This is a genomic window from Micromonospora sp. L31 (assembly GCF_052068075.1).
Classification (GTDB): Bacteria; Actinomycetota; Actinomycetes; order Mycobacteriales; family Micromonosporaceae; genus Micromonospora; species Micromonospora purpureochromogenes.
Window position 1 is genome coordinate 41,694 of record NZ_JBQHDC010000018.1, and the last position, 25,096, is coordinate 66,789.

General features: G+C 71.9%; 25 protein-coding genes. 13 read left to right on the plus strand and 12 right to left on the minus strand.

Annotated features, from left to right (window positions below):
- Positions 1–22: 22 nt before the first annotated feature.
- Entirely contained in the window at positions 23–478 is a 456-nt protein-coding gene (locus ACTMS9_RS29440; RefSeq protein WP_154943001.1) for an RrF2 family transcriptional regulator, read from the plus strand.
- The gene (locus tag ACTMS9_RS29445; protein WP_441166531.1) at positions 478–996 is read left to right on the plus strand and encodes a GNAT family N-acetyltransferase; all 519 of its coding nucleotides are present in this window, start codon (positions 478–480) and stop codon (positions 994–996) included. Before ACTMS9_RS29440 ends, ACTMS9_RS29445 begins: the two co-directional genes overlap by 1 nt.
- A 25-nt stretch (positions 997–1,021) precedes the next feature.
- On the opposite strand, the gene ACTMS9_RS29450 is transcribed toward ACTMS9_RS29445, so the two are convergent.
- From ACTMS9_RS29450 to ACTMS9_RS29480, 7 genes are all read right to left on the minus strand, one after another.
- Positions 1,022–1,636 (minus strand): malonic semialdehyde reductase, encoded by a 615-nt coding sequence (locus ACTMS9_RS29450; RefSeq protein WP_441166532.1) that lies wholly within the window; start codon positions 1,634–1,636, stop codon positions 1,022–1,024.
- The gene (locus ACTMS9_RS29455) at positions 1,633–2,175 is read right to left on the minus strand and encodes a flavin reductase family protein (protein ID WP_441166533.1); all 543 of its coding nucleotides are present in this window, start codon (positions 2,173–2,175) and stop codon (positions 1,633–1,635) included. Before ACTMS9_RS29455 ends, ACTMS9_RS29450 begins: the two co-directional genes overlap by 4 nt.
- 55 nt (positions 2,176–2,230) lie before the next feature.
- A complete protein-coding gene (locus tag ACTMS9_RS29460) occupies positions 2,231–3,565 on the minus strand; it encodes an LLM class flavin-dependent oxidoreductase (protein WP_441149295.1) in 1,335 nt (444 codons plus the stop codon).
- An 11-nt stretch (positions 3,566–3,576) separates the two neighbouring features.
- A complete protein-coding gene (locus tag ACTMS9_RS29465) occupies positions 3,577–4,440 on the minus strand; it encodes an ABC transporter permease (protein WP_441149296.1) in 864 nt (287 codons plus the stop codon).
- Complete coding sequence (locus tag ACTMS9_RS29470) at positions 4,433–5,377, minus strand: ABC transporter ATP-binding protein (protein WP_441149297.1); 945 nt, start codon at positions 5,375–5,377, stop codon at positions 4,433–4,435. The genes ACTMS9_RS29465 and ACTMS9_RS29470 overlap by 8 nt, the downstream gene beginning before the upstream one ends.
- A complete protein-coding gene (locus tag ACTMS9_RS29475; protein WP_441166534.1) occupies positions 5,374–6,393 on the minus strand; it encodes an ABC transporter substrate-binding protein in 1,020 nt (339 codons plus the stop codon). The genes ACTMS9_RS29470 and ACTMS9_RS29475 overlap by 4 nt, the downstream gene beginning before the upstream one ends.
- 138 nt (positions 6,394–6,531) lie before the next feature.
- Positions 6,532–6,609: a putative leader peptide gene (locus tag ACTMS9_RS29480; RefSeq protein ID WP_349881247.1), complete on the minus strand. Its 78-nt coding sequence runs from the start codon at positions 6,607–6,609 to the stop codon at positions 6,532–6,534.
- A gap of 244 nt (positions 6,610–6,853) precedes the next feature.
- On the opposite strand from ACTMS9_RS29480, the gene ACTMS9_RS29485 reads away from it, so the two are divergent.
- Together ACTMS9_RS29485 and ACTMS9_RS29490 are read left to right on the plus strand one after the other, a co-directional pair.
- The gene (locus ACTMS9_RS29485) at positions 6,854–7,033 is read left to right on the plus strand and encodes a DUF4236 domain-containing protein (RefSeq protein WP_334574726.1); all 180 of its coding nucleotides are present in this window, start codon (positions 6,854–6,856) and stop codon (positions 7,031–7,033) included.
- A gap of 174 nt (positions 7,034–7,207) precedes the next feature.
- Complete coding sequence (locus ACTMS9_RS29490) at positions 7,208–7,339, plus strand: hypothetical protein (RefSeq protein WP_441166535.1); 132 nt, start codon at positions 7,208–7,210, stop codon at positions 7,337–7,339.
- Here ACTMS9_RS29490 and ACTMS9_RS29495 read toward each other — a convergent pair.
- Together ACTMS9_RS29495 and ACTMS9_RS29500 are read right to left on the minus strand one after the other, a co-directional pair.
- The gene (locus ACTMS9_RS29495) at positions 7,299–8,201 is read right to left on the minus strand and encodes a hypothetical protein (protein WP_441166536.1); all 903 of its coding nucleotides are present in this window, start codon (positions 8,199–8,201) and stop codon (positions 7,299–7,301) included. The two genes, ACTMS9_RS29490 and ACTMS9_RS29495, sit on opposite strands and share 41 nt — an antisense overlap.
- Before the next feature lie 20 nt (positions 8,202–8,221).
- Positions 8,222–8,743: a VOC family protein gene (locus ACTMS9_RS29500; RefSeq protein WP_441149300.1), complete on the minus strand. Its 522-nt coding sequence runs from the start codon at positions 8,741–8,743 to the stop codon at positions 8,222–8,224.
- A gap of 50 nt (positions 8,744–8,793) precedes the next feature.
- Here ACTMS9_RS29500 and ACTMS9_RS29505 point away from each other — a divergent pair, with 50 nt between their 5' ends.
- From ACTMS9_RS29505 to ACTMS9_RS29515, 3 genes are all read left to right on the plus strand, one after another.
- The gene (locus ACTMS9_RS29505) at positions 8,794–9,252 is read left to right on the plus strand and encodes a MarR family winged helix-turn-helix transcriptional regulator (protein WP_441166546.1); all 459 of its coding nucleotides are present in this window, start codon (positions 8,794–8,796) and stop codon (positions 9,250–9,252) included.
- A 57-nt stretch (positions 9,253–9,309) separates the two neighbouring features.
- Complete coding sequence (locus ACTMS9_RS29510) at positions 9,310–10,851, plus strand: tetratricopeptide repeat protein (protein ID WP_441166537.1); 1,542 nt, start codon at positions 9,310–9,312, stop codon at positions 10,849–10,851.
- Between the two features lie 434 nt (positions 10,852–11,285).
- Entirely contained in the window at positions 11,286–13,580 is a 2,295-nt protein-coding gene (locus ACTMS9_RS29515) for a HelD family protein (RefSeq protein WP_441166538.1), read from the plus strand.
- 107 nt (positions 13,581–13,687) lie between these two features.
- Here ACTMS9_RS29515 and ACTMS9_RS29520 read toward each other — a convergent pair whose 3' ends face one another.
- Positions 13,688–14,110: a hypothetical protein gene (locus ACTMS9_RS29520; protein ID WP_441149303.1), complete on the minus strand. Its 423-nt coding sequence runs from the start codon at positions 14,108–14,110 to the stop codon at positions 13,688–13,690.
- Positions 14,111–14,293: 183 nt separating this feature from the next.
- Between ACTMS9_RS29520 and ACTMS9_RS29525 the strand changes: the two genes are divergently transcribed.
- Both ACTMS9_RS29525 and ACTMS9_RS29530 read left to right on the plus strand, forming a co-directional pair.
- A complete protein-coding gene (locus tag ACTMS9_RS29525; protein WP_441166547.1) occupies positions 14,294–16,327 on the plus strand; it encodes a glycerophosphodiester phosphodiesterase family protein in 2,034 nt (677 codons plus the stop codon).
- A gap of 194 nt (positions 16,328–16,521) precedes the next feature.
- On the plus strand, positions 16,522–16,902 hold the full coding sequence (locus ACTMS9_RS29530) for a hypothetical protein (RefSeq protein ID WP_334574741.1): 381 nt from the start codon (positions 16,522–16,524) through the stop codon (positions 16,900–16,902).
- A 68-nt stretch (positions 16,903–16,970) separates the two neighbouring features.
- Here ACTMS9_RS29530 and ACTMS9_RS29535 read toward each other — a convergent pair whose 3' ends face one another.
- Positions 16,971–17,927, minus strand: a complete 957-nt coding sequence (locus ACTMS9_RS29535) for a sporulation protein (protein WP_441166539.1) — start codon at positions 17,925–17,927, stop codon at positions 16,971–16,973.
- A 183-nt stretch (positions 17,928–18,110) separates the two neighbouring features.
- Positions 18,111–19,670, minus strand: coding sequence for a DUF6119 family protein (locus ACTMS9_RS29540; RefSeq protein ID WP_441166540.1), 1,560 nt, complete (start codon positions 19,668–19,670; stop codon positions 18,111–18,113).
- Positions 19,671–19,810: 140 nt separating this feature from the next.
- Between ACTMS9_RS29540 and ACTMS9_RS29545 the strand changes: the two genes are divergently transcribed.
- From ACTMS9_RS29545 to ACTMS9_RS29560, 4 genes are read left to right on the plus strand one after another with little or no spacing between them, the layout of a single operon-like run.
- Positions 19,811–21,811 (plus strand): N-6 DNA methylase, encoded by a 2,001-nt coding sequence (locus tag ACTMS9_RS29545; RefSeq protein WP_441166541.1) that lies wholly within the window; start codon positions 19,811–19,813, stop codon positions 21,809–21,811.
- A gap of 3 nt (positions 21,812–21,814) precedes the next feature.
- Positions 21,815–23,806, plus strand: a complete 1,992-nt coding sequence (locus ACTMS9_RS29550) for a type I restriction-modification system subunit M (RefSeq protein ID WP_441166542.1) — start codon at positions 21,815–21,817, stop codon at positions 23,804–23,806.
- Entirely contained in the window at positions 23,803–24,540 is a 738-nt protein-coding gene (locus ACTMS9_RS29555) for a restriction endonuclease subunit S (protein WP_441166543.1), read from the plus strand. The genes ACTMS9_RS29550 and ACTMS9_RS29555 overlap by 4 nt, the downstream gene beginning before the upstream one ends.
- 46 nt (positions 24,541–24,586) lie before the next feature.
- A complete protein-coding gene (locus ACTMS9_RS29560) occupies positions 24,587–24,886 on the plus strand; it encodes a hypothetical protein (RefSeq protein WP_441166544.1) in 300 nt (99 codons plus the stop codon).
- The last annotated feature ends 210 nt before the right edge of the window (positions 24,887–25,096 follow it).

Here is a 25,096-nt window from a genome sequence, read left to right on the forward strand (position 1 = left end):
GACGGGCGGGCATGATGGCGGGGTGCAGATCTCCGCGCGCGGCGACTACGCGGTACGGGCGGCGCTGAGCCTCGCCACCGCGTACCCCTCGCTGCTGTCCACCCAGGCGATCGCCACCGAGCAGGACATGCCGCGCAAGTTCCTGGAGGCCGTCCTGGCCGACCTGCGCCGGGCCGGCATCGTGCGGGCCCAGCGCGGCGCGGAGGGCGGCTACACGCTGGCCCGGCCGCCCCGCGAGGTCACCGTCGGGGCGATCCTGCGCGCCGTGGAGGGCCCGCTGGCCGGGGTGCGCGGCCTGCGCCCCGAGGAGACCCGCTACGAGGGTTCGGCGGAGAATCTCCCCCGGCTCTGGGTGGCCGTGCGGGCCGCCGTCCGGCAGGTGCTCGACGAGGTCAGCCTCGCCGAGGTGGTCAGCGGCCGACTGCCCGCACACGTCCGAAAGCTGACCGCTCTGCCCGACGCCTGGGAGCCCCGCTGATGCCCACCCCCACCCTGCGCACCGACCGGCTGCTGCTGGAGCCCTACCGCCCGGCCGACGCCGACGACTTCGTCGCCCTGCTCAGCGACCCGGAGGTGGCCCGGTACATGGGCGACGGCCCGATGACCCCCGCCGACGCCGCCGCCCTGTTCGGCCGGGTGTTCACCACGGTCTACGCCGAGGACCTGTTCGACGTGTGGGCGGTGCGCCGCGACGGCCGGTACGTCGGGCACGCCGAGATCAAGCGCACCGACGAGGTCGACGGCCACGAGCTGGTGTACGCCCTGGCGAAACCGGCCTGGGGCGCCGGCCTCGGCACCGAGCTGGCCCGGGCCCTGGTCCGGTACGGCTTCGACACCCTCGACCTGACCCGGGTGCACGCCACCGTCGCCGAGGCCAACACGGCCTCGCTGGCGCTGCTGGCCAAGCTCGGCTTCGTCCACCTGCGGGACGTCACCGAGGACGACGGCAGCGTCACCCGGGTCCTCGCCGTCGACCGCGCGCCGGTGCCCGCCTGAGCCGGCGCCGGCACGCGCCCCGGAGTCACAGCGTCCGGATCACCTCCTCGGCGGCCAGCCGGGGCAGCCGGTCGTGCCAGGCGTCCGGCCCCGGGCGGCCGATGTTGACCAGCAGCAGCACCTCGTGCCGGCCGTCGGGGAAGAACTCGCGTTGCACGCCGGCGGCGTCGAAGCCGGCCATCGGCCCGGCGGCCAGGCCGGCGGCGCGCACCCCGAGCAGGAAGTAGCCGGCCTGGAGGGTGGCGTTGAACCGGGCCTGGGCGACCCGCTTCGCCCGGTCGGCCAGCCAGTCCCTCGCTTCCGGCCGGTGCGGGAACAGCTCCGGCAGCCGGTGGTGGAAGTCCACGTCCGCGGCGAGCACCGCGACCAGCGGGGCGATGGCCGTCTTGGCCCGGTTGCCGGCCGACACGTATGGCAGCAGCCGGGCACGCGCCGGGGCGGAGCGCACCAGCAGCACCCGCAGCGGCTGGCCGTTGAGCGCGGTCGGGCCGTACCGGACCAGGTCGTGGATGGCGGCGACCTGGGCGTCGGTGACCGGCTCGTCGGTGAACGTGTTCGCCGTGCGGGCCGCCCGGAAGAGCAGGTCCTGGGCGTCCCGGTCCAGCGCCAGCAGATCCGCCGTCACCGACGCCCGCGTCACGCGGCCACCGCCGTGGCGGTGCTGGTGTAGCCGCCCCGGTGGTAGACCAGCGGCTCGGCGTCGGCGCCGGCGGCCAGCGTCAGCGGCTCGGCGATGACGACGGTGTGGTCGCCGGCCGGCACCCGGTGCACGACCCGGCAGAGCAGCCGGCCCAGCACCCCGTCGAGCAGCGGCAGCCCGAACGGCCCCGGCGTCCACCCCCGGTACGCGGCGAACCGGTCGATCCCGCTGGTGGCGAAGATGCGGGCGGCCTCCCGCTGGTCGGCGGCGAGCAGGTGCACCGCGACGTGTTCGGCGCGGGCCAGCACCGGCCAGCTCGACGAGGCGACGCCGAGGCAGAACGAGACCAGCGGCGGGTTCAGCGAGACGGAGGTGAACGAGGTGGCGGTGAAGCCGGCCCGCAACGGCGCCCCGATCCCGCCCAGGCAGGCCGGGTCGGTGCCCCGGGCGACGGCGGTGACCACGGTGACGGTGGACGCCTGCCGGCGCAGCAGCCCCCGGAACAGGTCCCGGTCCACCGGCAGCAGGTCGGCGCTCACTCCGCCACCTCAGCTCGCGACTGCGGGGCTCGCAACCCCGGCTCACTCCTCGCGCTCACGCCGTCACCAGCTCGCGGGTGGCGTACGAGCTGGCCGGGCGGGGCAGCCCGTAGTGCTCGCGCAGCGTCCGACCGGTGTACTCGTGCCGGAACAGCCCCCGGGCCCGCAGCAGCGGCACCACGTGGTCGACGAAGTCGGCCAGCCCGCTGGGCAGCAGCGGCGGCATCACGTTGAAGCCGTCGGCGGCGCCCTCGGTGAACCACAGCTCGATCTGGTCGGCGATCTGTTCCGGGGTGCCGGCCACCACCCGGTGCCCGCGCCCGCCGCCGAGCCGGCCGATCAGCTGCCGCAGGGTGAGCTGCTCCCGCCGGGCCAGCTCGACGACGAGCTGGTAGCGGCTCTGGTGGGCCTGGACGCTGGTCACGTCGGGCAGGTCGGGCAGCGGCCCGTCCAGCGGGTACCCGCTGAGATCGATCCCGGTCATGCCGGAGAGCTGGGCGAGGGCGTGCTCGGGGACGATCAGCGCCTCCAGCTCGGCGGCGAGGGCCTGCGCCTCCGCCTCCGTACCGCCGATCACCGGGGCGATGCCGGGCAGCACCTTGACCAGGTCCGGGTCCCGGCCGGCGGCGGTGGTGGCCCGCTTGAGGGCGGCGTAGAAGGCCTGGCCGTCGGCGAGGGTCTGCTGGGCGGTGAAGACCGCCTCGGCGTACCGGGCGGCGAAGGCGATGCCGTCGGGAGATGAGCCGGCCTGCACCAGCAACGGCCGGCCCTGCGGCGGCCGGGGCGTGTTCAGCGGGCCGCGGACCTTGAACACCTCGCCGGCGTGGCCCACCTCGTGCACCCGGTCGGTGTCGGCGAAGACCCCGGCCGCGGCGTCCAGGACGAGGGCGTCGTCCTCCCAGCTGTCCCAGAGCTTGATCGCCACGTCGACGAACTCGGCGGCCCGCCGGTACCGGTCGGCGTGCGCGGGGTGCTCGTCGAGGTTGAAGTTCCACGCCTCGCGGGACTGCGCGGAGGTGACGATGTTCCAGCCGGCCCGGCCGCCGCTGAGGTGGTCCAGCGAAGCGAACTTGCGGGCGATGTTGAACGGCTCGTTGTAGGTGGTGGAGACGGTGGCGATCAGCCCGATGTGGTCGGTCGCGGTGGCCAGCGCGGCGAGCAGGGTGAGCGGTTCGAAGACGGCCTGGATGTTGTGTCGTACGGCCGGCCCGACGGCCAGCCCGTCGGCGAGGAAGACCGAGTCGAGGGTGCCGCGTTCGGCGATCCGGGCCAGCTCCTGGAAGTGCCGGACGTCGCCGACCCGGCTCGGGTCGGTGCGCGGGTGCCGCCAGGCCGCCTCGTGGTGGCCGACGCCCATCAGGAATGCGTTCAGGTGCAGGGTGCGGGACATGGCGTTTCCTCTCAGGCGGTGACGTCGACGCGCCAGGTGGAGAAGCGGCGTTCGACGGCGACGAGGAGCTGGTTGACGACGAGGCCGATGGCGGAGATGGTGATGATCCCGGCGTACATGTCCGGGATCGCGAAGTTGTACTGGGCGTAGTTGACGAGGTAGCCGAGCCCGGCCTTCGCGCCGACCATCTCGGCGGCGACCAGCACGAGGATCGAGTACGCCCCGGCCAGCCGGACGCCGGTGAAGACCGTCGGCACCGCCGCCGGCAGGATCACCTTCTGGAACAGCCGCAGGTGGTTGAGCCCCATCGAGCGGGCGGAGCGCACCAGCAGCGGGTCGACGCCCTTCACCCCGGCGATGGTGTTCAGCAGGATCGGCCAGGAGCAGGCGTAGAGCACCAGGGCGATCTTGGAGGTCTCCCCCAGGCCGAGGATCAGCACGAAGACCGGCAGCAGCGCCAGCGCGGCGGTGTTGCGGAACACCTCCAGCAGCGGGCTGAGCAGGTCGGCGAGCGGCCGGTACCAGCCGATCAGCAGCCCGAGCGGGATGGCGGTGAGCACGGCCAGCCCCAGCCCGGTCAGCGAGCGGGTGAGGCTGGCCCCGACGTGGTCGGCGAGCTGCCCGCTGGTCAGCAGCGCCCACCAGGCCACCAGCACCTCCGACAGCGGCGGCAGGAAGACCCGGTCGACCAGGCCGACCCGGGGCGCGGTCTCCCACAGGGCGGCGAGGGCGAGCAGCGCGGCGCTGCGGTGCAGCGCCCGCCCGCCGAGGCCGAGCAGCCGACCGGGCAGCGCGGGCCCGGCGACGGCCGGCGCCGCCGGGGGCGTGGCGGCGGGGACCGCCAGCCGGGTGGGTCGTTCGGCGATGTCAACCAACGCGGGCCTCCTCGGTTCGGGTCGCCGCCGGCGCCGCGCGGTCCGCGTCGGCATCGGCGACAGCGGGGGTACGACCACCGTCGGCTCCGGTGCCGGCGGGGCGGCCGGCCCCCGGGGCGCGGACGGCGGGGCGTTCGGCGGACTGCGCGGCTCGCACCTCGTCGCGCAGCAGCGTCCAGATCTCGTGTCGGTGGTGCCGGAAGGCGTCGGAGGAGCGGACGTCCTCGATGGCGCTCCGGTCACCGAGGCCGATCTCGATGACCTGCTTGATCCGCCCGGGGCGGGAGGTCATCACGGCGACCCGCTGGCCGAGGTAGACCGCCTCGTCGATGCCGTGGGTGATGAACACGATCGTCTTGCCGGTGCGCTGCCAGATCCGCACCAGCTCGTCCTGCAACGAGTCGCGGGTCTGCGCGTCCAGCGCGGCGAACGGCTCGTCCATCAGCAGGATGTCCGGGTCGTACGCGAGGCTGCGGGCGATCGCCACCCGCTGCTTCATCCCGCCGGACAGTTCGTGCGGGTAGCGCTCGGCGAACCCGCCGAGCCCGACCAGGTCCAGGTGGTGGGCGACCAGCTGGGCCCGCTCGGCGCGGGGCACGCCCTTGGCCTCCAGTCCGAACGCGACGTTGCCGGCGGCGGTACGCCAGGGCAGCAGCGCGTACTGCTGGAAGACGATGCCCCGGTCGAGGCCGGGCCCGGTGACCGGGCGGCCGTCGACCAGCACCTCCCCGGAGGTGGGTCTGGACAGCCCGCCGAGCAGGTCGAGCAGGGTGGACTTGCCGCAGCCGCTGGGGCCGACGACGACCAGGAACTCGCCGGGGCGTACCCCGAGGGTGAGCTGGTCCAGGGCGGTGACCGCGCCGGCGGACGCGCGCCGCCCGGCGCGGACGCCGAAGGTCTTGGTGACCCGGTCGAAGCGGACCTTGTCGTCGCTCACGCCGCACCCCCGCCGGAGGCGAACGAGTTGTACTTGTTGGTGTAGATGTCGCCGGGCTTCGGCTTGTCGCCCTTGAGTTCGCCGGTGTCGGCGAGCCAGTCGATCCAGGTGGTGAACTCCCGGTCGGTGATGACGCCGCCCTTGCCGGCGACGCCGCTGCTCTTCCAGTAGCGCACCAGCGCCGGGTCCTCGTTGCGGCCGCGCTTGGCGATGATCGCCTCCAGTCGGGCCACCACGGTCTCCCGGGGCTGGCTGCGGGCCCACTCGATGGCCCGGCCGACCCCGCTGACGAACGTCTTCACCGTGTCCGGGTTGCGCTTGAGGAAGTCGTCGCGGAAGACGTAGGAGCCGCCGCTGAACGCCCCGAGCAGTTCGTAGTCGGTGAAGATGGTGCGGACGCCGCCGTTGGCGACCGCCTTGTCGCGGATCACGCCGCCGAGCACCGCGACGTCGATCTGCCGCTGCCGTAGCGACTGCTCGGAGTTCACCGGCGGGATGGCGACCAGCTCGACCTGGGCGATCTCGGCGGGGCTGAGCCCGTTGCGGGCCAGCCAGATCTTCAGCACCGCCTCGGCGTGCGCGCCGAGGGTGTTCATGCCGACCTTCTTGCCGATCAGGTCGCGGGCGGTGCGGATCGGGCTGTCGTCGAGGACGTAGTAGCCCTGGAAGGTCTGCGCGTCCGAGCCGTAGTAGCTGACCACGGCGGTGATCGGGGCGTTGGCGGTGGCGAGCTTGACGATGGCGCCGTTGAACGCGCCGCCGAAGTCGCTCTGCCCGGTGGCGGTGGCCTGGATGTCCTGCGGGCCGCCGGTGACGTTGCCGATCCACTTCAGCTTCACGTCACCGAGGTAGCCGAGGTCGGCGGCGAGTTCGGGGAGGGTGACCTGGCCGACCGAGCCCTGGTAGCGCAGCTCCATTGTCTGGCCGGACGCCTCGGCGTGGCCGCCGCAGGCGGTGGCGCTGGTCAGGGCGAGCAGGGCCGCGACGGCGGCGAGGGTACGACGGAATGAGGACATGGACGTCTCCTGATCTGAGCACGAGGAGGACCGCGCCCGGTGGCGCGGGGGTACGCCGGCGCGCGGCGCCGGGCCGTCGTGGGCCGGGCCGTGCGGTGTGGCGGTGAAGGGATGGCGCGGACGGCGGTGGGCGTCAGCTCAACAGAGCGCGCTCGCGTGCCGGACCAGGTCGACGTGCACGCGAGCGGTGAGAAGAAGCTCGTCCCGCTGCGACATGAGCCCATGCTGCCGGCCCGCCACGAGCCCGGTCAACGCCCTTCCAGAACATGAGATGCGCGTCGCTGACTTTGTTGCATCCCTTGCCGAGCTGCGTTTACCGCCCCGCAACACCTACCTGCTGAGTAGAGATTGCGATGACCGTCCGCAGCGGATTCGCAGCGGGGTTTCGCAAATCGTCGGTTCGGGCATGTTCGGTGGCGTCAGAGCAGGGCAGGACAGGGAACGGCGGAGGGAGCCCACGATGGGTCTGATGTTCCGTAAGCGCAAGAAGTACGGGCCGATCATCCTGAACTTCACCGAGAACGGCTTCTCCTCGTGGAGCATCAAGATCGGTCGCTGGTCCTGGAACTCCAAGGCCAAGGCGCACCGCGTCGACCTGCCGGGGCCGCTCTCCTGGAAGCAGGACAAGAACCGGGCGTGACGTCCCGACGTCGAGCGGGGTGCCGGTGATTCACCGGCACCCCGCTCGACGTTCGACGGCCCGTACCCGCGGCCCCCGGCCCGGCGGCGGCTTCGCCGTTCCGCCGCTGGCGGCGGCGTCCGCGGCGCGCTCTACTTCGCGCTGGCCATCCTGACCACCGTCGGCTACGGCGACGTGAGCGCCCAGGGGCAGGTCGCCCGGGCGGTGTCTGCGGGCAGCTGGTGTTCAGCATCGCCGGTGGTGGCCACCGGCGCGTCGGTGCTGGTCAAGCAGTTGACCGGGCGGCTGCGGCCGGGCCGGCGGTGATCAGCACGTCGCCGCCGAGCCGGCCGTGCTCCGGGTCGCGGCGCACCGCGCCGGAGTGCAGCAGGCTGGTGAGCGCGCCGACGGTGTCCGCGGCCCGGTAGACGGTCGCGGTGAGGGTGTGCCGGCGCAGCTCGGTGACCGTACGCGGACCGGAACGGGCCAGCTCGGCCAGCAGCTCGCGGCGCAGCGGCCCCGGCTCGGGGTGCAGGGCGATGTCGAGCAGCCCGCCCGCCGGGTCCTCGGGGTCGCGGTAGCGCACCCCGGCGAACTCGTCGACCTCCCACAGCGCGTCCTTGAACGCCTCCAGGCTCTTCTCCAGCCCGGTGCCGAACGCCACCCGCCGGGCCGGCGACCCGTCGGCCGGCACCAGCTCGACCTCGGTGACCAGCGCAAAGCCGGCGCCGGTCAGGGCCGGCCGCAGCGACACCGGCGCGGGGGCGCTGAGCAGCAGCTCGGCCGGGCGACCGGTCGCCGCGGCGGCCAGCAGCGCCGGCTCGGCGGCCGCGGCGTCCACCATGGTCAGCAGCGGCGCGCCGGCCGCGCCGGCCGCCTTGAGCACCACCGGCAGTCGGGACGCGTCCCCCGGGACCAGGTGCACGGCCACGTCGGCCGGCAGCGTCGCCTCGACCGGACCGAGCCGGGCCGGCAGGTCGGGCCCACCGCCGGCGAGCACCAGGACGGTCAGCCGCCGCCCGCGCAGCCGGTCGGCGAACTCGGCCACCACCCGCAGCGCCGCCTCGGCGGCGTCGGGATCGGGGTACGACAGGGCGAGGGTGGCCCGCCGGGAACGGTGCAGCGCCCCCGGCAGCCAGTGGTCGAGCTGCCGGACGAGCAGTTCACGCAGGACGGTGTCGGTGGCCATCGTTGTACCGTACGGCGGCCTCAGGCCGGGATGGAGATACCCACCCCGCCCCGGGTCTGGCCGCCGTAGCGTCGCCGCTCCCGGTCGAGGTCCAGCCGGCCGATCCGCTTGCGCGCCGCCAGCGCCTCGTCGTCGAGCAGGTCGGCCGGGACGATCCAGACGATCTCGAACTCCAGGCCGTCCGGGTCCTGCCCGTAGAGGCTCTTGGTGGTGCCGTGGTCGGAGGTGCCGACCAGCGCGCCCGCGGCGGCCAGCCGCTCGGCGGTGGCGCCCAGCTCGTCGAGGGTGTCCAGCTCCCAGGCCAGGTGGTAGAGGCCGACGGTGGCCCGCCCGGCCTGCGAGCGGCCGGCCGCCGCGCCGATCTCGAACAGGCCGAGGTCGTGGTCGTTGGCGGAGTCGGGCGCCTGGAGAAACGCGGCGCCACGGAACCCGTCCGGGGTCATCGCCACCGGCCGGAAGCCCAGCACGTCGCGGTAGAAGGCGACGCTGCGGTCGAGGTTGCTGACGTACAGGACGGCGTGGTTGAGGCGGTGGATTCCCATGCAGTCCACGCTAACGCGGTTTGGTTGAGCGTTCAACCATTGCCGCTATGATGGACGCCATGACCCGGTGGCTGGACCCCGACGAGCAGCGCACCTGGCGGGCCTTCCTGACCGCCTCCCGGGCGCTGATGGACACCCTCGACCGCGAGCTGCAACGCGACGCGGGGATGCCGCACGCCTACTACGAGATCCTGGTCCGGCTCTCCGAGGCCCCTCGGCGGCAACTGCGGATGAGCGAGCTGGCCGACCTGACCGGCTCCTCGCGCAGCCGGCTCTCGCACGCCGCAGCCCGGCTGGAGGCGGCCGGGTGGCTCCGGCGCGAGGACTGCCCGACCGACCGGCGCGGCCAGGTCGCCGTCCTCACCGACCACGGCTTCGCGGTGCTCGCCGCCGCCGCGCCCGGCCACGTCGAGGGGGTACGCCGGCACCTCTTCGACGCGCTCAGCCCGGCCCAGGTCGACCAGTTGCGCCGGATCAGCGAGACGCTGGTCGCCCACCTGACCGGTTGACGACTCCGATCACCGTCGGGGCTTGTACAACCCGTGGCCGGACGAGCACGATGGGGCGTGCCCTCCGGCTTCGGTGAACTGACCCTCCAGGCGCACCACCTGGTGTCCGCCGGCGACCTGGCCGGCGCGCAGCGACTGCTCGCCGACGCGCTGACCGACGTCGACCCCCGGCCCGACCACGCCTCCCCCGAGCTGGCCGACGCCGCCGGGCTCCAGGCGCGGGTGCTGGTCGCGCTCGGCGAGCCGCACTCCGCGCGCGGCTGGGCGGCCTTCGCGTACGCGGCCGCCACCCGGCTCTACGGGCGCTCGGACGAGCGGACGATCTCGGCGGGAGCGACGCTGGCCGCCGTGCTGCACCGGGTCGGCAGCAACGCCCGCGCCGCGCGGCTCTACTCCGAGGTGATCCTGGAACTGACCGCCCGCGACGGGCCGGAGTCGCTGCGGGTGCTCGCCGCGCACGCCGACCTGGCCACCGTGGAGTACGCCCGAGGTCAGTGCGCGCAGGCCCGGGAACGCCTGCAGGACGCCTGGGAGCTGCACCGCGAGGTCTACGGCGACGGCAACCCCAGCGGCATCAAGATGCTGGCCCGGCTCGGCGCGATGCAGCGCGACTGCGGCCGGTTCACCGAGGCGCACGACAACCTGGCGCTCGCCCGCGAACTGGCCCGGCAGCACCTGCCCGCCGACGACCCGCTGGCCCGGCAGGTCGCGGTCCTGGCCCGGGCGGCCGCCGACCCGGACCACGTCTGCGACGACGAGCCGCCCCCGGAGCGGGACGCCCCGGTGGTGCCGGCCGCCCGCACCGCCCCGGCCGACGAGGGGCCGCCCGAGCCGCCCGCCTGGCCGGTGGGGCCGGCGGCGACCGACCAGGCGTACCCGCCGACGGTGCCCGGCCAGCGGCTGCCCACCGAGGACGCCGACACCCCGGAGGCCGACGACCCGTACGCCGACTGGTGGCCGCCGGAGCCGGTCGCCGTGCCGGAGCCGGCCGCGCACGAGCCGGTCCCCCCGTCCGTGGTCGGGCTGGCCAACGGGTACGCCGAGGAGGCCGACGGGGTGCACCGGGTGGGTCAGCGCCACCCGGAGGAGTCCCGGCTGCTGCCGGTGGTGGTGCCCCGGCACCACGCGCCGCCGCCGCGCCGTAACCGGGCGACCCCGGCCGTGGTCGCCGGGCTGACCGTGGTGGTGCTGGGCACCGTCGCGGTGGTCGCCGGGGTGTCCCAGGTCGACGGCGGTGGCGACGACCCGCCGCCCGCCGCCGCGCCGACCGGCCCGCCGAGCCCCACCGCGTCGTCCGCGCCGACCGGCGCCGGGGTCGCCGCCCCGCCCGGCACCCCACCGGCCCGCGTGACCCTGCGCGACCGGCGCGACAACATCGCGCTGGACTGGGAGTACCCGGCGGGCGCGGAGGGGCCGGTGGTCATCTCCGGCGGCCGCGCCGGGCAGGACCCGCGCGCCTTCCAGGAGTTGCCCGCCGGCACGAACAGCTTCGTCGTCTACGGCCTGGACCGCACCAACGACTACTGCTTCACCGTCGCCGTGGTCTGGTCCACCGACACCGTCGCCCGCGCCCCCGAGGCCTGCACCCGCCGCCGCTGACCCCACCCATCCCTCCCCCACCACCCCGCCCGCCCGGTCGGGGCCTCTTTCGGAGAAAGCGTGGTTATCCGGCACCGTGAGGGCACTCTTTCTCGGAAAGCGCGCGAGCGGGCGGTCCGGGGGGACCAGCGCGGTCAGGGCACTCTTTTCCGGAAAGCGCGCCAGCGGGCGGCCCGGCGGGATCGGCGCGCTGAGGTGCTCTTTGCCCGAAAGTGCGCCAGCGGACGGCTGGCCGGGGATCAGCGCGATGCCACGCGGATGCCGCCGTCGAGGGACGGGCGGGCGAGAGGGTGGCGGGAGGTGTGACGTGGGCGTCTGCGGCCGGGATGCTTGGTGCGGCGGGTCGCGACGCGGTATCTTTCTCAGTTCGGCCACAAAAAAGGAATGGCAACAACGGCCATTCCTGGACCCATCTTAATTGACGAGGAGACGGCTTGTCAACGCAATCCGACGGTTCCGTCGCGCACCGGCACGACGACGAGATCGGCCGCGAGCAGGAGTACGTCTCGCTGCTCTACGGCCGGCTGGACGACATGCGTGAGCAGGCCGCCCAGCGGCTCACCGAGGAACTGCGGAACACCGGGGGCACGTTGCAGGCCCGGTCCCAGCGCGACAGCGCGGTCCAGATGTACGCCGACCAGGTCGAGCAGTTCTCCGCCGTGGAGAACGGGCTCTGCTTCGGCCGGCTCGACGACACCGACGGGGCCCGGCACTACATCGGCCGGATCGGCATCTTCGACACCACCGGCGACTACGACCCGCTGCTGATGGACTGGCGGGCCCCCGCCGCCCGGCCGTTCTACCTCGCCACCGCCGCCAACCCGCAGGGCGTCAAGCGGCGCCGGCACCTGCGTACCCGGCAGCGGAAGGTGACCGGACTCAACGACGAGGTGCTCGACCTCGCCACCGCCTCCCCCACCGCCCACGAGGAGCTGACCGGCGAGGCGTCCCTGCTCGCCGCGCTCAACGCCGGCCGGACCGGGCGGATGCGCGACATCGTGGAGACCATCCAGGCCGAGCAGGACCGGGTGATCCGGGCCGACCTGCCGGGCGTGCTGGTGGTGCAGGGCGGCCCCGGCACCGGCAAGACCGCCGTCGCGCTGCACCGCGCGGCGTACCTGCTCTACACCCACCGGCGGGAGCTTTCCAGCCGGGGCGTGCTGCTGGTCGGCCCGAACGCGACCTTCCTGCGCTACATCTCGCAGGTGCTGCCCACGCTGGCCGAGACGGGCGTGCTGCTGCGTACCCCCGGGGACCTCTTCCCCGGCGTCAGCGCGCGGCGGGCCGAACCGGCCGAGACGGCGGCGCTCAAGGGGCGGACGGTGATGACCGAGGTGCTGGCCGCCGCGGTCCACGACCGGCAGTGGGTGCCCGACGAGCCGCTGGAGATCGAGATCGAGCGGGACACGGTCCGGCTCGACCCGGAGATGGTCCGCCAGGCCCGCGACCGGGCCCGCCGCTCCGGCCGCCCGCACAACCTGGCCCGCGCCGTGTTCGACGTCGAGGTCGTCCACGCGCTCGCCGCGCAGATCGCCGAGCGGATCGGCGCCGACCCGCTGGGCGGGGAGAACCTGCTGGAGGAGGCCGACCGCGCCGAGATCCGCCGGGAGCTGCGCGAGGAGCCCGGCATCCGGGCCGCGCTCGACGAGCTGTGGCCGGTGCTCACCCCGCAGCGCCTGCTCGCCGACCTGTACGCCTCGACCGACCGGATCGCCGCGGCCGCGCCGATGCTCACCGACGCCGAGCGCGCGCTGCTGCACCGGGAGCCGGGCGGCTGGACGCCGGCCGACGTGCCGCTGCTGGACGAGGCCGCCGAGCTGCTCGGGGAGGACGAGCGGGCCGCCGCGGCCCGCCGCGAGCGGATCCGCTCGTTCCAGCGCGAGTACGCCGAGGGCGTGCTGGAGATCTGGAAGGGCTCCCGCTCGATCGACGTCGAGGACGAGGCCGACGGTGGCGAGATCCTCGGCGTCACCGACCTGATCGACGCCGACCGGCTGCTGGAGCGGCAGGAGGAGGCCGACCGGCTGACCACCGCGCAGCGGGCCGCCGCCGACCGGAGCTGGGCCTTCGGGCACGTGATCGTCGACGAGGCGCAGGAGCTGTCGCCGATGGCCTGGCGGCTGCTGATGCGCCGCTGCCCGAGCCGGTCGATGACCATCGTCGGTGACGTGGCGCAGACCGGCGCGCTGGCCGGCACCCCGTCCTGGGCCGACGCGCTGGAGCCGTACGTGGCCCGGCGCTGGCGGCTGGAGGAGCTGACCGTCAGCTACCGCACCCCCGCCGAGATCATGGCGGTGGCCGCCGAGGTGCTCGCCGAGATCGACCCCGCGCTGCGTCCACCCCGCTCGGTACGCGCCGGCGGCGTACCGCCGTGGGACCGCGCGGTGGACGCGGCCGGCCTGGCCGGCGAGCTGGTGGCGGCGACCACCCGGGAGGCCGCCGGGCTGGACGACGGGCGGCTCGGGGTGATCGTGCCGGCGGGCCGGGCCGACGAGCTGGCGGCCGCGGTGGTGGAGGCGCTGCCGGAGGCGGCGGTCGGCGAGCAGCCGGAGCTGGAGAGCCGGGTGGTGGTGCTGACCGTGGGTCAGGCCAAGGGCCTGGAGTTCGACTCCGTCCTGGTGGTCGACCCGGACGCCATCGTCGCCGAGTCCCCGCGCGGGCGCAGCGACCTCTACGTGGCGCTGACCCGGGCCACCCAGCGGCTCGGCGTGCTCCGCCCCACGTCCTGACGCCTGCTCCCGGCTGCGCCGGCGAGGAGCGATGTGGACAGCAGTGGCCTCACCCGTGCGGGTGAGGCCACTGCTTCGCTGTTCAACGCGATCGTCGCGGGACCGGGTCAGCCGGGGTTCGCGCGATCGTTGGTGAAGTTGCCCACCTGGGAGCCGGTCGAGGACTTGTCGCTCGTCGAGCCACCGGCGGGCGTGCTCAGGCCGCCCGTGGTGGCGTCGCCGGTGGTGGTCGGGGCGACCTTGCCGCGGTGTCGCTCCGGCTGGCGGGCCAACCGGCGCACACTGGCCGGGCCGGCGGTGCCGCCGGTGGTGGTGATCGCGCCCTGCCCCCGGGTCGGGCCGCCGTCGCGCAGCACGTTCGGGTCGACCGGAGCGTCGGCCGGATCGTCCGGATCCTGCTCCTGGATCACCCGCAGCACATCCGTCTGCGGCACGGTCACCTCGTCCAGGGCGCCCTCGCCGTAGACGCCGGCGGTGAGGCGCTCCTCGGCCAGCCGGGTTGACTCCCGCATCGTGTCGTTGTCACGCACGTCCATCACCTCGCAGATCTGGCAGTAATCCACTGCCTGCCCGGCCAGGCCGCGACCAAACCGGTCCGCGCCGGTTCACCGGCCGGCCGCCCGCCGCTCGCCTGCCGGCCGTTCCCGCTGCCCATGCTGACCGGCGGGTTGGCGGGAACCGCCCGCCCCCGTAGGAGAGACAGCGTGCGCAGAATGCGCCGTACCGCCATCGCCGCCCTGGTGGTGGCGACCGTGACATCCGGTCTGGCCGCGCCCGCCGAGGCGCGGCCGGGACCGGAGCGGACCTTCGACCTCCAGGCCCACCGCGGGGGCCTCGGGCTGCGGGTGGAGAACACCCTCGCCTCGTTCGGCAACGCCCTGCAGCTCGGCGTGAACACGCTGGAACTGGACGTGCAGATCACCGAGGACGGCCAGGCCGTGGTGACCCACGACCGCAGGGTCAGCGGCGCCAAGTGCGTGGACACCGCCCCGGTGCGCCCCGGGGACCCGGAGTTCCCGTACGTCGGCAGATACGTCAACACCCTCACCCTGGCCCAGGTGCGCACCCTCGACTGCGGCTCCCGGACCCTGCCGGACAAGCCCGGCCAGCTGGCCGTGCCCGGCGCCCGGATGCCCCTGCTGCGGGAGGTCTTCGACCTGGTCAAGCGCTACCGGGCCGACGACGTGACGCTCAACGTGGAGACCAAGGTGGAGGCCGGCGCGCCCACCGAGACCGCGCCCCGCGAGCAGTTCGTCCAGGTGACCGCCCGGGAGGTCCGTGCCGCCGGGCTGCTCAAGCAGGTCACCGTCCAGAGCTTCGACTGGGGCGCGCTGATGCGGATGCGCCAGGTCGAGCCGCGGCTGCCCCTGGTCGCCCTGACCAACTACGACTTCCTCCAGGTCGGCCGCCCCGGCGCGTCGCCCTGGCTCGGCGGCCTGGACATTGACGACTTCGCCGGCGACCCGATCCGGGCCGTGCGCAGCTTCGGCGCGAGCGCGTTCTCCCCGGTACACGGCTTCCCGCAGAACGGCACCGTCACCGACCCCGGCTACCGGCCGTACGTCACAAAGGACATGGTGGAGCACGCGCACCGCCACGGGATCAAGGTGATCCCGTGGACCGTGAACGACGTGCCGACCATGGCGAAGCTGCTCGACGACGGGGTCGACGGCCTCATCACCGACTACCCGGACCGGCTCCGCGACCTGCTGGCCACCCGCGGCCGGAAACTGCCCGCGACGCACGCCTCGTCGTTCGACATCCAGGCGCACCGCGGCGGCCGGGCCACCCGCCCGGAGAACACCCTGCCCGCCTTCGCGCACGCGCTGGAGCACCCGGCGATCTCCACCCTGGAACTGGACACCGGCGTCACCGCCGACGGGCACCTGGTGGTGCTGCACGACCGGACCGTCAACGGCTCGCACTGCGTCGACACCGCGCCGGCCCGCCCGGGCGACCCGCAGTTCCCCTACGTCGGCAAGCTGGTGCACGAGCTGACCCTGGCCCAGCTGAGGACCGTCGACTGCGGCTCGCGGACGTTGTCGGAGTTCCCGGCCCAGGTGGCCGCGCCCGGCGCCCGGATTCCCACCCTCGACGAGGTGTTCGCCCTGGTGCGCGCCAGCGGCCGCGACGACGTCCGGCTGAACGTGGAGACGAAGATCAGCCCGCTGGTCGACGACACCGAGCCGTACCCGAGCTTCACCCGCAAACTGGTCGGCGCGATCCAGCGGGCCGGCTTCACCGGCCGGACCACGATCCAGTCGTTCGACTGGCGCACCATCCGCTACGCCCACCGACTGGACCCGCGCATCGAGACGGTCGCCCTGGTCTGGCAGTACGGCCCGGCCGAGTGCGCCTCCCTCGCCGACGAATGCTCGCTGCGCGCCGTCCACGGCGACCCGTCGGTCAAGAGCCCGTGGACCGGCGGCCTCGACTGGTGGCAGCACCAGGACCTCGGCAAGCTGGTCCGCGCCTCCGGCGCCACGACGGTCTCCGCCAACTGGCAGGTGCACGACCCGGCCCAGGGCACGGTCGCCTCGGCCGACTGGTACCTGCGGGAGGACCCGGCCTACTTCCACGGCCCCCGCGTGCCGGAGCTGCAGCGGCGGTACGGGCTCACGGTCGTGCCGTACACCGTCAACGACCCGGCGGTCATGCAGCGGGTGATCGACCTGGGGGTGGACGGCATCATCACCGACGACCCGGAGCTGCTCGTCCGGGTGGCCGTGCGCAACGGCCTGCGCTGACGTACCACGCCGGTGGCGCTCTCCCCGCAGGGCGCCACCGGCGCGGCCGCAATCCGCTGGTGAGCCGGTGTTACCTCTCGGGGGCGTCGGGTAGACGGAGGTTGCCCGCGCCATGAACGCGAACCGTGCCGTGGCCGAAACGCGGTAGCGGGGCGAGGGAGTGCAGGTACTCATCAAATCCTGAGGAGGACCAGATGAGCACGCAGGCTGCATCCACCAGGCCCATCAACCGGCCGATGCAGGACGCGCCCAACCGGGCGGCGATGAACGAGGCTCCGACCCGTCCGATGCCGATGATGGGCGACGGGCGCCGCGAGCAGGTAATGCAGGCACCCGGCACCGAGACCAAGCCGTCGCTGCGTACGACGGAGTTCTGGGTCTACATCGCCGGCGTGATCGGCATACTGGCCGCGTCATTCCTCGTCGGTAAGAACTCGGTCGGGGTGGACATCTTCCGCGCCCCGCAGGCCTGGTTCTTCATCACCCTGCTGACCATCGGTTATCTGGGCAGCCGGGGCCTGGCCAAGGCCGGCAGCAACTTCCGCAGCAGTGAAGAGCGCAAGGCCCGTCACTGACCCACAAGATCAACGCCGTGAGAACGACGGCCCCCGGGATGAGTCCCGGGGGCCGTCGTCGCGTCGGCTCACTCGAAGTCGCCGCCGAAGTCACCGCCACCGAAGTCACCCTCGAAGGCGTCCTCGATCATCTCCCCGGCGACCAGGCCACCGGCGACGCCGAGGGCCGCCCCGGCGACCATGCCGCCCATACCGTTACCTCGGCGGCCGTACCCGTGCGGGGCGCCGAAGCCGGCGGCGCGCAGGCTGCCGTAGCGGGAGGTGGTCTCGCGCAGCCAGCCATCGACGACCTGCGCCCAGTCGACCCGGTCGGCGTCGGCGTGCGAGACGGTGTACCGGCCGAACGCGTCGTGGCCCGCGCTGAGGAAGCCACCGCGCTTGTCGCACTCGAGGATCACCTCGACGCCGTGCGGGCTGGTCACGAAGGTCAGCTCGACCTCGGTGACCGCCTGGGCGTACTGCGGCGCGGCGAAGAACTCGATCTCCTGGTAGAACGGCAGCGTCTGCTGGGTGCCGCGGAGGTGACCGCGCTCCAGGTCGGCGTGCTTGAACCGGAAGCCCAGCCGCTGGAAGGCCTCCAGGATCCGCTCGTGCACCGGCAGCGGATGGATGTTGACCTGGTCCAGGTCGCTCTTGTCGACCGCCCGGGCGATCGCCAGTTCGGTACGCAGACCCATCGTCATCCCACGCAGGCGCTGGCCGTAGACGTCGGTGATCGGGGCCTCCCACGGCACCGGCAGCTGGAACGGGATCGACAGCTGCTGCTTCGGCGCCAGCTGCAACGGCCCGCTGACCGCCATCCGCTGGAACTCCATGATGCCGGCGTACTCGGTGTCGCCGCTCTCGATCTCCACCCGGGTGACCAGGCCGACGGTGATCTGCTCGATGTTCGCCGGGGCGTCGCCGCCGACGAGGTCGACCTGCCCGTCGAGGGTCAGGCCCGGCCGGGTGTTCGGGTTGGCCAGGACCGTGTCGACGCTGGGCCCACCCACACCGAACGCGCTCAGCATCTTCTTGAAGACCATCGGAACTCCCGTGGGACAGTGCCCCCACTCCACCCTGGAGCGGGATGGTGACGCCTTGGCACTTTAGCCAGGGGCGCTGTGAGGTCGCTGAAAAGTACCTGCCCGCCACCGCCGACCGACGCATTAAGGGTGGACGCAGCCGAGCAGGCCAGTTCCGCCGCGGCCGACGGACACCGTCCTCAACTATTTGCGGGTGGGTATCGCCACGACCGAGACGTCCATGCCGAGTCGGTGCAGGTGCCGGGCGGCGCGATAGAGCGTCACCTGGGAGAAGGTGAACAGGGAGTCCGGCGTCAGCTCACCCTTAGTGAGCTGGATCGCGAAGACGAAGCCCGGTCGGCGGGGTACCGCGGCCCGCCGGTCAGCAGGTAGGCGCGCGAGCAGCTCCTGCCAGGCCTGCTCCCCGTCTAGGATCGCCTCGGCGGCCACGACGGCCTGGCTGAAGAGGTGGCTCAGGGGAGCGGAGCGGTCTGCGCGCTTCACGCAGACGAGCTGGTTGTCCGGGCTGATCAGGTCACAGATCTCAATGCCACGCGGGTGTGTGACGGTGCGGGCAAGGTCCCGGTCCAGGCTGACGAAGCCGCCGTCGCCCCCGACCCGCTCGTTGTAGCGGCGCTCGCTCTCACCAGACGGCCACGCCGGCAACTCCCAGCCGATCGGCTGAGACATCAGGCGCTCGGCTTCCCTGTGGAGGGTCTCCCGGTAGGCGTCGGAGACCCGGTAGAACTCACCCTGCTGGAACACGTACCGCTCGTCACCGGCGATCAGGTCGGCGGCGATCCACTCCGCGAGTGACGTCTCGACCGGAGCGGGAAGGTCGGCGACGCTCACCAGCACTCTCGCGGCGTAGAGCGCATCCAACCCCTCCGCTGGCTCGGCGGGGAGTAGCGAGACCACCTGTTCCACGGTCATCTCCTCGACCACTCGGCTTTCACCCCGGGACTCCACGACCAGGCCGTCAACCTCTTGGCCGAGCAGTTCCGCTGGCAGGCAGAAGCCGAGCCGAGGGCTGTCATGCAGCCGCAGTTCTCGGTTGAGGGCCTCCGAGGCGGCAGCACGACGGACACCCGGGGGAACCGGCCGGATCCCCTCCATGAAGGACAGCTCAGGTACGGCTGGCAGCTCGGCCGCAGCCTGGACCGTGCGCAGGTCTTGGATCAGATCCGCCGGCTTCACCGCGACCCGCAGCTTCAGCGCGTCCCGCCCGTCGAGCCGCACCCGGCTGGGCCGGCCGCCCATCCAGCTCAGCTCCAGGCTGTCGGACTGACCGGCGATCCGCTTGACCAGTTCGGCATGCTCCGCTATGCCGAAGGCGCGTACGACAGCTCCGCCCGGCATGTTCGTCAGGTCGAGGCGGGCGGTGGTGTCGAGCGTGGTCCGGGCCAGTTCGGCAATCCGGTCGGCGCGCAGCGTCCGCAGTGCGACGTGCAGCCCGAAGTCCCGCTCCCAGGCGAACCGGTCGAGCAGGTGCCGGCCGTGACCGAAGCTGAGGGCGAAGGCAACATCATCGATCTCAATCAGCAGCAGGGCGGCCGCAGAGCGAACCGGCTCCTCGAAGGGCAGGCCGGTCATCTCGTTGAGGGCCTTGGCCCAGTCGGGCGGGTGGGCGCTGGTGGCACGGTCGAGCCGAATCGCGTGGTGTCCGGCGAGGTCGAGGTCATGGCGAACCACATCTTCGAGATCGGTGCGGATCGCCGCCTCCAGGTCCGGCCAGACGAGTCGATAGATGCTCACGGAAGTCACGAGGGTTCCTCTCGGTCGATTCAGGCAGGAACCATCGTGAACACGTCTTGCCCGACTGTCAACCTGAAATCACTGTCAACACGTAGTCGCAGGGAAGCTAGGCACTTCACAAGAAGATCGTTGTTGGCTTAGGATGTGGCATGATCACACGGGGAGAGAGCGTGGCCGAGGTCACCGCCGCCGAGGTGGCACGGATTGCGGGCGTCGGGCGGGCCGCGGTCTCCAACTGGCGCCGCCGGCACGCCGACTTCCCCACACCGGTCGGTGGCACCCCCGCCAGCCCGACCTTCCGACTGGACGAGATCGAGTCGTGGCTGACGGCGTACGGGAAGCTTGACCGCCTTGCGGCCGAGGACCGCCTCTGGCAGGAACTACGGGCCTACACCGAAGACTGGGGCCTGGTCGAGACCCTCGCCGACGTGGCCGCCTTCCTCACCTTCATCGACGAGGACCGCCCGCACTGGGAGCGACTCCGAGCGCAGCCCGATGCCACGCTCGCCGAGCAACTGCCCGCGGCGGTGACCGCGCACGTCGGCTCGATCCCCCTGCCTGGCGACACCCCGTTCGCAGCGGGGTTACGACCGGGTCAGGTGCCGTTCTGGCGCAGCGTGGCAGGAGTGGCCGAAGAGCAGGGCGTCGGGTCGGTCTTCGAGGAACTGCACGGCCGGTACATCGACTCGTCAAGCGGACGCGGGGCCGCCGCCACCACCCTCGACCTCGCTGCCATGATCGCGGCGATGGTGCCTCCCGTGCACGAGGGAGCGGTCTTCGATCCCGCCTGTGGCACGGGCAACCTGCTGTACGCGCTTGGGCGCAAACTCGGTGCTGGCGCAGTGCTGGCCGGGCAGGAGATCGTGCCCGCGCTGGCGCGGATCGCCGCCTTCCGGCTCGGTCAGAACGTGCTGCCCGCCACTATCCGACAGGGTGACTCCCTGCGGGACGATCAGTTCCGCGCACAAGATGGCGGTGATCACAGCGGTGGTGCCGCCCTAGTGGTCTGTGATCCCCCTTTCGGCAGCAAGAACTGGGGCCACGAGGAGCTGGCCTACGACTCCAGGTGGGAATTCGACCTACCGTCCCGGGCCGACTCCGAGCTGGCCTGGGTGCAGCACTGCTACGCGCACCTGCGGCCCGGTGGCACCGCGATCGTGATCCTGCCGCCCAGCGTGGCCGCCCGACGCTCGGGCCGCCGGGTACGGGCCGAGATGCTGCGTCAAGGTGCCCTGCGCCAGCTGATCGCCCTTCCCTCAGGGCTGGCCAGCGGGCACGGGCTCGGCGTGCACCTGTGGATCCTGAGCCGGCCGGGCGACGGTTGGCAACCCGTCCGCTCGATCCGGATGGTCGACGGCACCCGGTTCGACCGGGATCGGTTGCGCCGGATCGAAGGCGACTGGTGGCACCAGTTCCGCGACGAACCGGGAGTCACCGCCGACGTACCCGTGATCACGCTGCTCGACGACGAGGTCGATCTGTCCCCCAGCCGTCACGTGCAGCGGACCTCGGAAGCTCTGCCGGCCCACCACGCCGCAGCGCTGACAGCGCTGGCACCGCTGCTCGCCGCGCTGCCGGAACAGCTACCGAAGGCCATGTCGGTTGCCGGCACGCCGAACCGGGGGCCGACCGTGTCGGTCGCCGAGCTGATCCGGTCCGGCGCGGTGGACCTGGTCCTGAACCGTGAATTGTCGCGCACCGACGTGGGTGGTTTGCGAACCGGTGACGTCCTGGTCCCGGCGCTCGACCCGAAAGAGCCACCGGTGGTGGTCACCGACGAGCGCGGCGAGCCCGCGCCAGACCGGCACCTGCTGCGCTGTGACCCCGAGGTGGTCGACCCGTATTTCTTGGCCGGATTCCTCGGCGCCGAAGCGAACAAGCGGCAGGCGATCACCGGCACGGGCAGCTTCCGGTACGACGTCCGGCGAGCGCAGCTGCCCCGGTTACCGTTGTCGGAGCAGCGCCGCTACGCGGCGGAGTTCCGTCGGCTCGCCGAGTTCACCCGGGTGCTGCACCGCGCGGCGGCTCTTGGCGATGATGTCGTACGGCTGGCGATGGACGGCCTCACCTCGGGCGTCTTCATCCCACCACCCGCCGATCCCGTTACGGATCGCACAAACTCCCGTCCGCGACCCACGAAAGGCAACTGACGAGTGCCCTCGCACACCGAACTGGCCAACCTCATCTGGTCGGTGGCTGACCTACTCCGCGGCGACTACCGCCAGTCCGAGTACGGCAAGGTCATCTTGCCGTTCACCGTGCTGCGCAGGATGGACTGCGTGATGGCGCCGACCCGGGAGAAGGTGTGGGCACGGGCCGAGACGTTGCAGATCGCCAACCAGGACTTCGCCCTGCGTTCGGCGGCGAAGCTCCGCTTCTACAACCTGTCCAGGCAGAGCTTCGCCACCATCGGCGCCGACGCGCCGAACGTGGTCACCAACCTGAACGACTACCTCAACGGGTTCTCCGCCAACGCTCGGGAGATCATCGACAAGTACGACTTCCGTCTCCAGGTGAACCGGCTGCACTCCGCCGGCCTGCTCTACAAGGTGGTGCAGCGCTTCGCCGACGTCGACCTCTCCCTCACCGAGGTCGACAACCACCAGATGGGGTACGTGTTCGAGGAGCTGATCCGGAAGTTCTCGGAGTTCAACACCGCCGGTGAGCACTTCACTCCGCGTGAAGTAATCGAGCTGATGGTCAACCTGCTGATCGCACCGGACGCGGATCGCCTGACCGGAGACGGCGACGTGATCAACATTCTCGATCCGGCCTGCGGCACCGGTGGGATCCTGTCGGCGGCCGACAACCGGATCAAGGAACTGAACCCCGACCTCTCCGTCTTCCTCTTCGGGCAGGAGTTGAACGCAGAGTCATACGCGATCTGCCGCTCCGACATGATGATCACGGATCATGACGAGGAACACATCGTCCTCGGCAACTCGTTCAGCGACGACGGGCACGCCGGCCGCACCTTCGACTACATGCTCGCCAACCCGCCGTTCGGGGTGGAGTGGAAGAAGGTGCAGGAGGCGGTCGTCGACGAGCACGAGGCCAAGGGCCACGCCGGCCGGTTCGGTGCCGGGCTGCCCCGGATCAACGACGGCTCGCTCCTGTTCCTGCAACACATGCTGTCCAAGATGAACCCGCCGGACAAGAAGGGCAGCCGGGTGGCGATCGTCTTCAATGGGTCGCCGCTGTTCACCGGGGCGGCCGGGTCCGGCGAGTCGGAGATCCGCCGCTGGATCCTGGAGAACGACTGGTTGGAGGGCATCGTCGCGCTGCCCGACCAACTCTTCTACAACACCGGCATCTCCACGTACTTCTGGATCCTCACCAACCGCAAGGCCCGCGAGCACAAGGGCAAGGTCGTGCTGCTCGACGCCCGGGAGCACTGGGCCCGGATGCGCAAGTCGCTCGGCGAGAAACGCAAGCTGATCACCGAGGCCCAGATCAGCGAGATCACCCGGCTCTACGCCGACGCGCTGCACGTCGCCGATGACCCGAAGCACCCGCTGCACGGCAAGGTGAAGGTCTTCGACAACCGGGACTTCGGCTACCAGCGCATCGCGGTGGACCGGCCGCTGCGGCAACGCTTCGAGATCAGCGACGATACACTGGCCGCGCTCGCCGAGGCCAAGCCGCTGCTGAGGTACGCCCACCGCGACGCGCTGCTGGACGCGATCAAATCCCTGCTGGGCACCGTCTGGTGGACCCGGGCCGAGGCCAAGGACGCGCTGACCGTCGCGGTCGCATCGGCCGGGGTGCTCTGGCCGGTGGCGGCGACCGAGAAGGCGATCTGGGCGTCGATCGGGATCAGCGACCCCGACGGCGAGGTGCAGACCGACCGCAAGGGCAACCCGCTGCCCGACCCCGACCTGCGCGACTACGAGAACGTGCCGCTGGTCGAGGACATCGACGAATACTTCGCCCGGGAGGTCCGCCCGCACGTTCCGGACGCGTGGATCGCCGAGATCAAGGACGCCAAGACGGGTACGACCAGCCGCGCCCGGATCGGCTATGAGATCCCCTTCACCCGGCACTTCTACGTCTACACGCCGCCGAGACCGCTCGCCGAGATCGACGCCGAACTCCGCGAACTGGAAGCCGAAATCCAGAAGCTGCTGTCCGAGGTGACCGCATGAGCACCCAGATCGCGCCGTGGCTGGCCAACTCCCGATGGCCGACGGTGCCCATCCGTTACGTGGCGCGGCTCGGCACCGGGCACACACCGAGCCGGCAACGGCCGGAGTACTGGGAGAACTGCACGGTCCCGTGGGTCACGCTGGCTGACGTTTGGCAGCTACGCAGCGGGACTGTCGATGTCATCCGCGAGACAAAGGAAAAGATCAGCGCACTAGGGATCGCGAACTCCTCCGCAGTGAAGCACCCCGCCGGGACGGTCATCCTGTCGCGGACCGCGTCCGTGGGATTCTCCGCGATCCTCGGCATGGACGCCGCCACCAGCCAGGATTTCGCCACTTGGACGTGCGGGGACCAGCTCGACCGCCGCTATCTCCTGCACGCCCTGCGGGCGATGGCACCGGACCTGCGACGGGTGGCCGCTGGCTCAACGCACAAGACCATCTACATGCCGGACATCGAGCAGCTCCGCATTCCGCTCCCACCGCTCGACGAGCAGCGCCGCATCGCTACCTTCCTGGATGTCAGCACAGCCTCGATAGGTCAGCTTGAAAATATTCGCAAAAGACAGACTGAGTTGCTTCAGGAACGTAAGCAAACACTCATCACGGCGGCAGTAACAGGGCAGATCGATGCGACAACCCTGCCGGAGCCTATGCACTTATCCAGCACTCGCACTCAAGATCGTGAGACTGCATTGCAGGGCTTCCCAAGCAGCGCAGAGGATGATGCCTGATCTCAAGGCTAGGTGTCGCGGCGACAGCAGCAGTGCGGAGAGTCGCATGAGCGAGACGGGTCGGCCAGGGATAAGCCACTCAAGCCTGAGCTACGAGCTCGACGCCGACGACCACTGCCCCGCCGACCTCGGTCCACGCCTGCTACATCGGGCTCAGGCCGCCCGGCCGGATGTTAAGGTCTGCGTGGTCCTCGCCAACCGTGAGTTCGAGGCGTGGTTCTTGGCCGCCGCGAAGTCGCTTGGCGGTCTGCGCGGCCTTCCTGACGTGCTCGAACCACCGGCCTACCCCGAAGCCAAACGAGATGCGATGGGCTGGCTCAGCGAACGGATGGCCGGTCACCCCTAGAAGCCGAAGGTGGATCAGGCACCACTCGCCGCCAAGTTCGACCTGCACGTCGCGCGGGCCAATTCCCGATCGTTCGACAAGCTCTGGCGTGAAGTGGCGAAGCTGCTCACGTGACCCGAGGGGTGGCACTTAATACTCCAACGTCACTTGGCCTGTCTGCGCTGGTAGTGGGATCGGCGGGCTCGGGCTTGGGATGTTCGCCGCCAGATC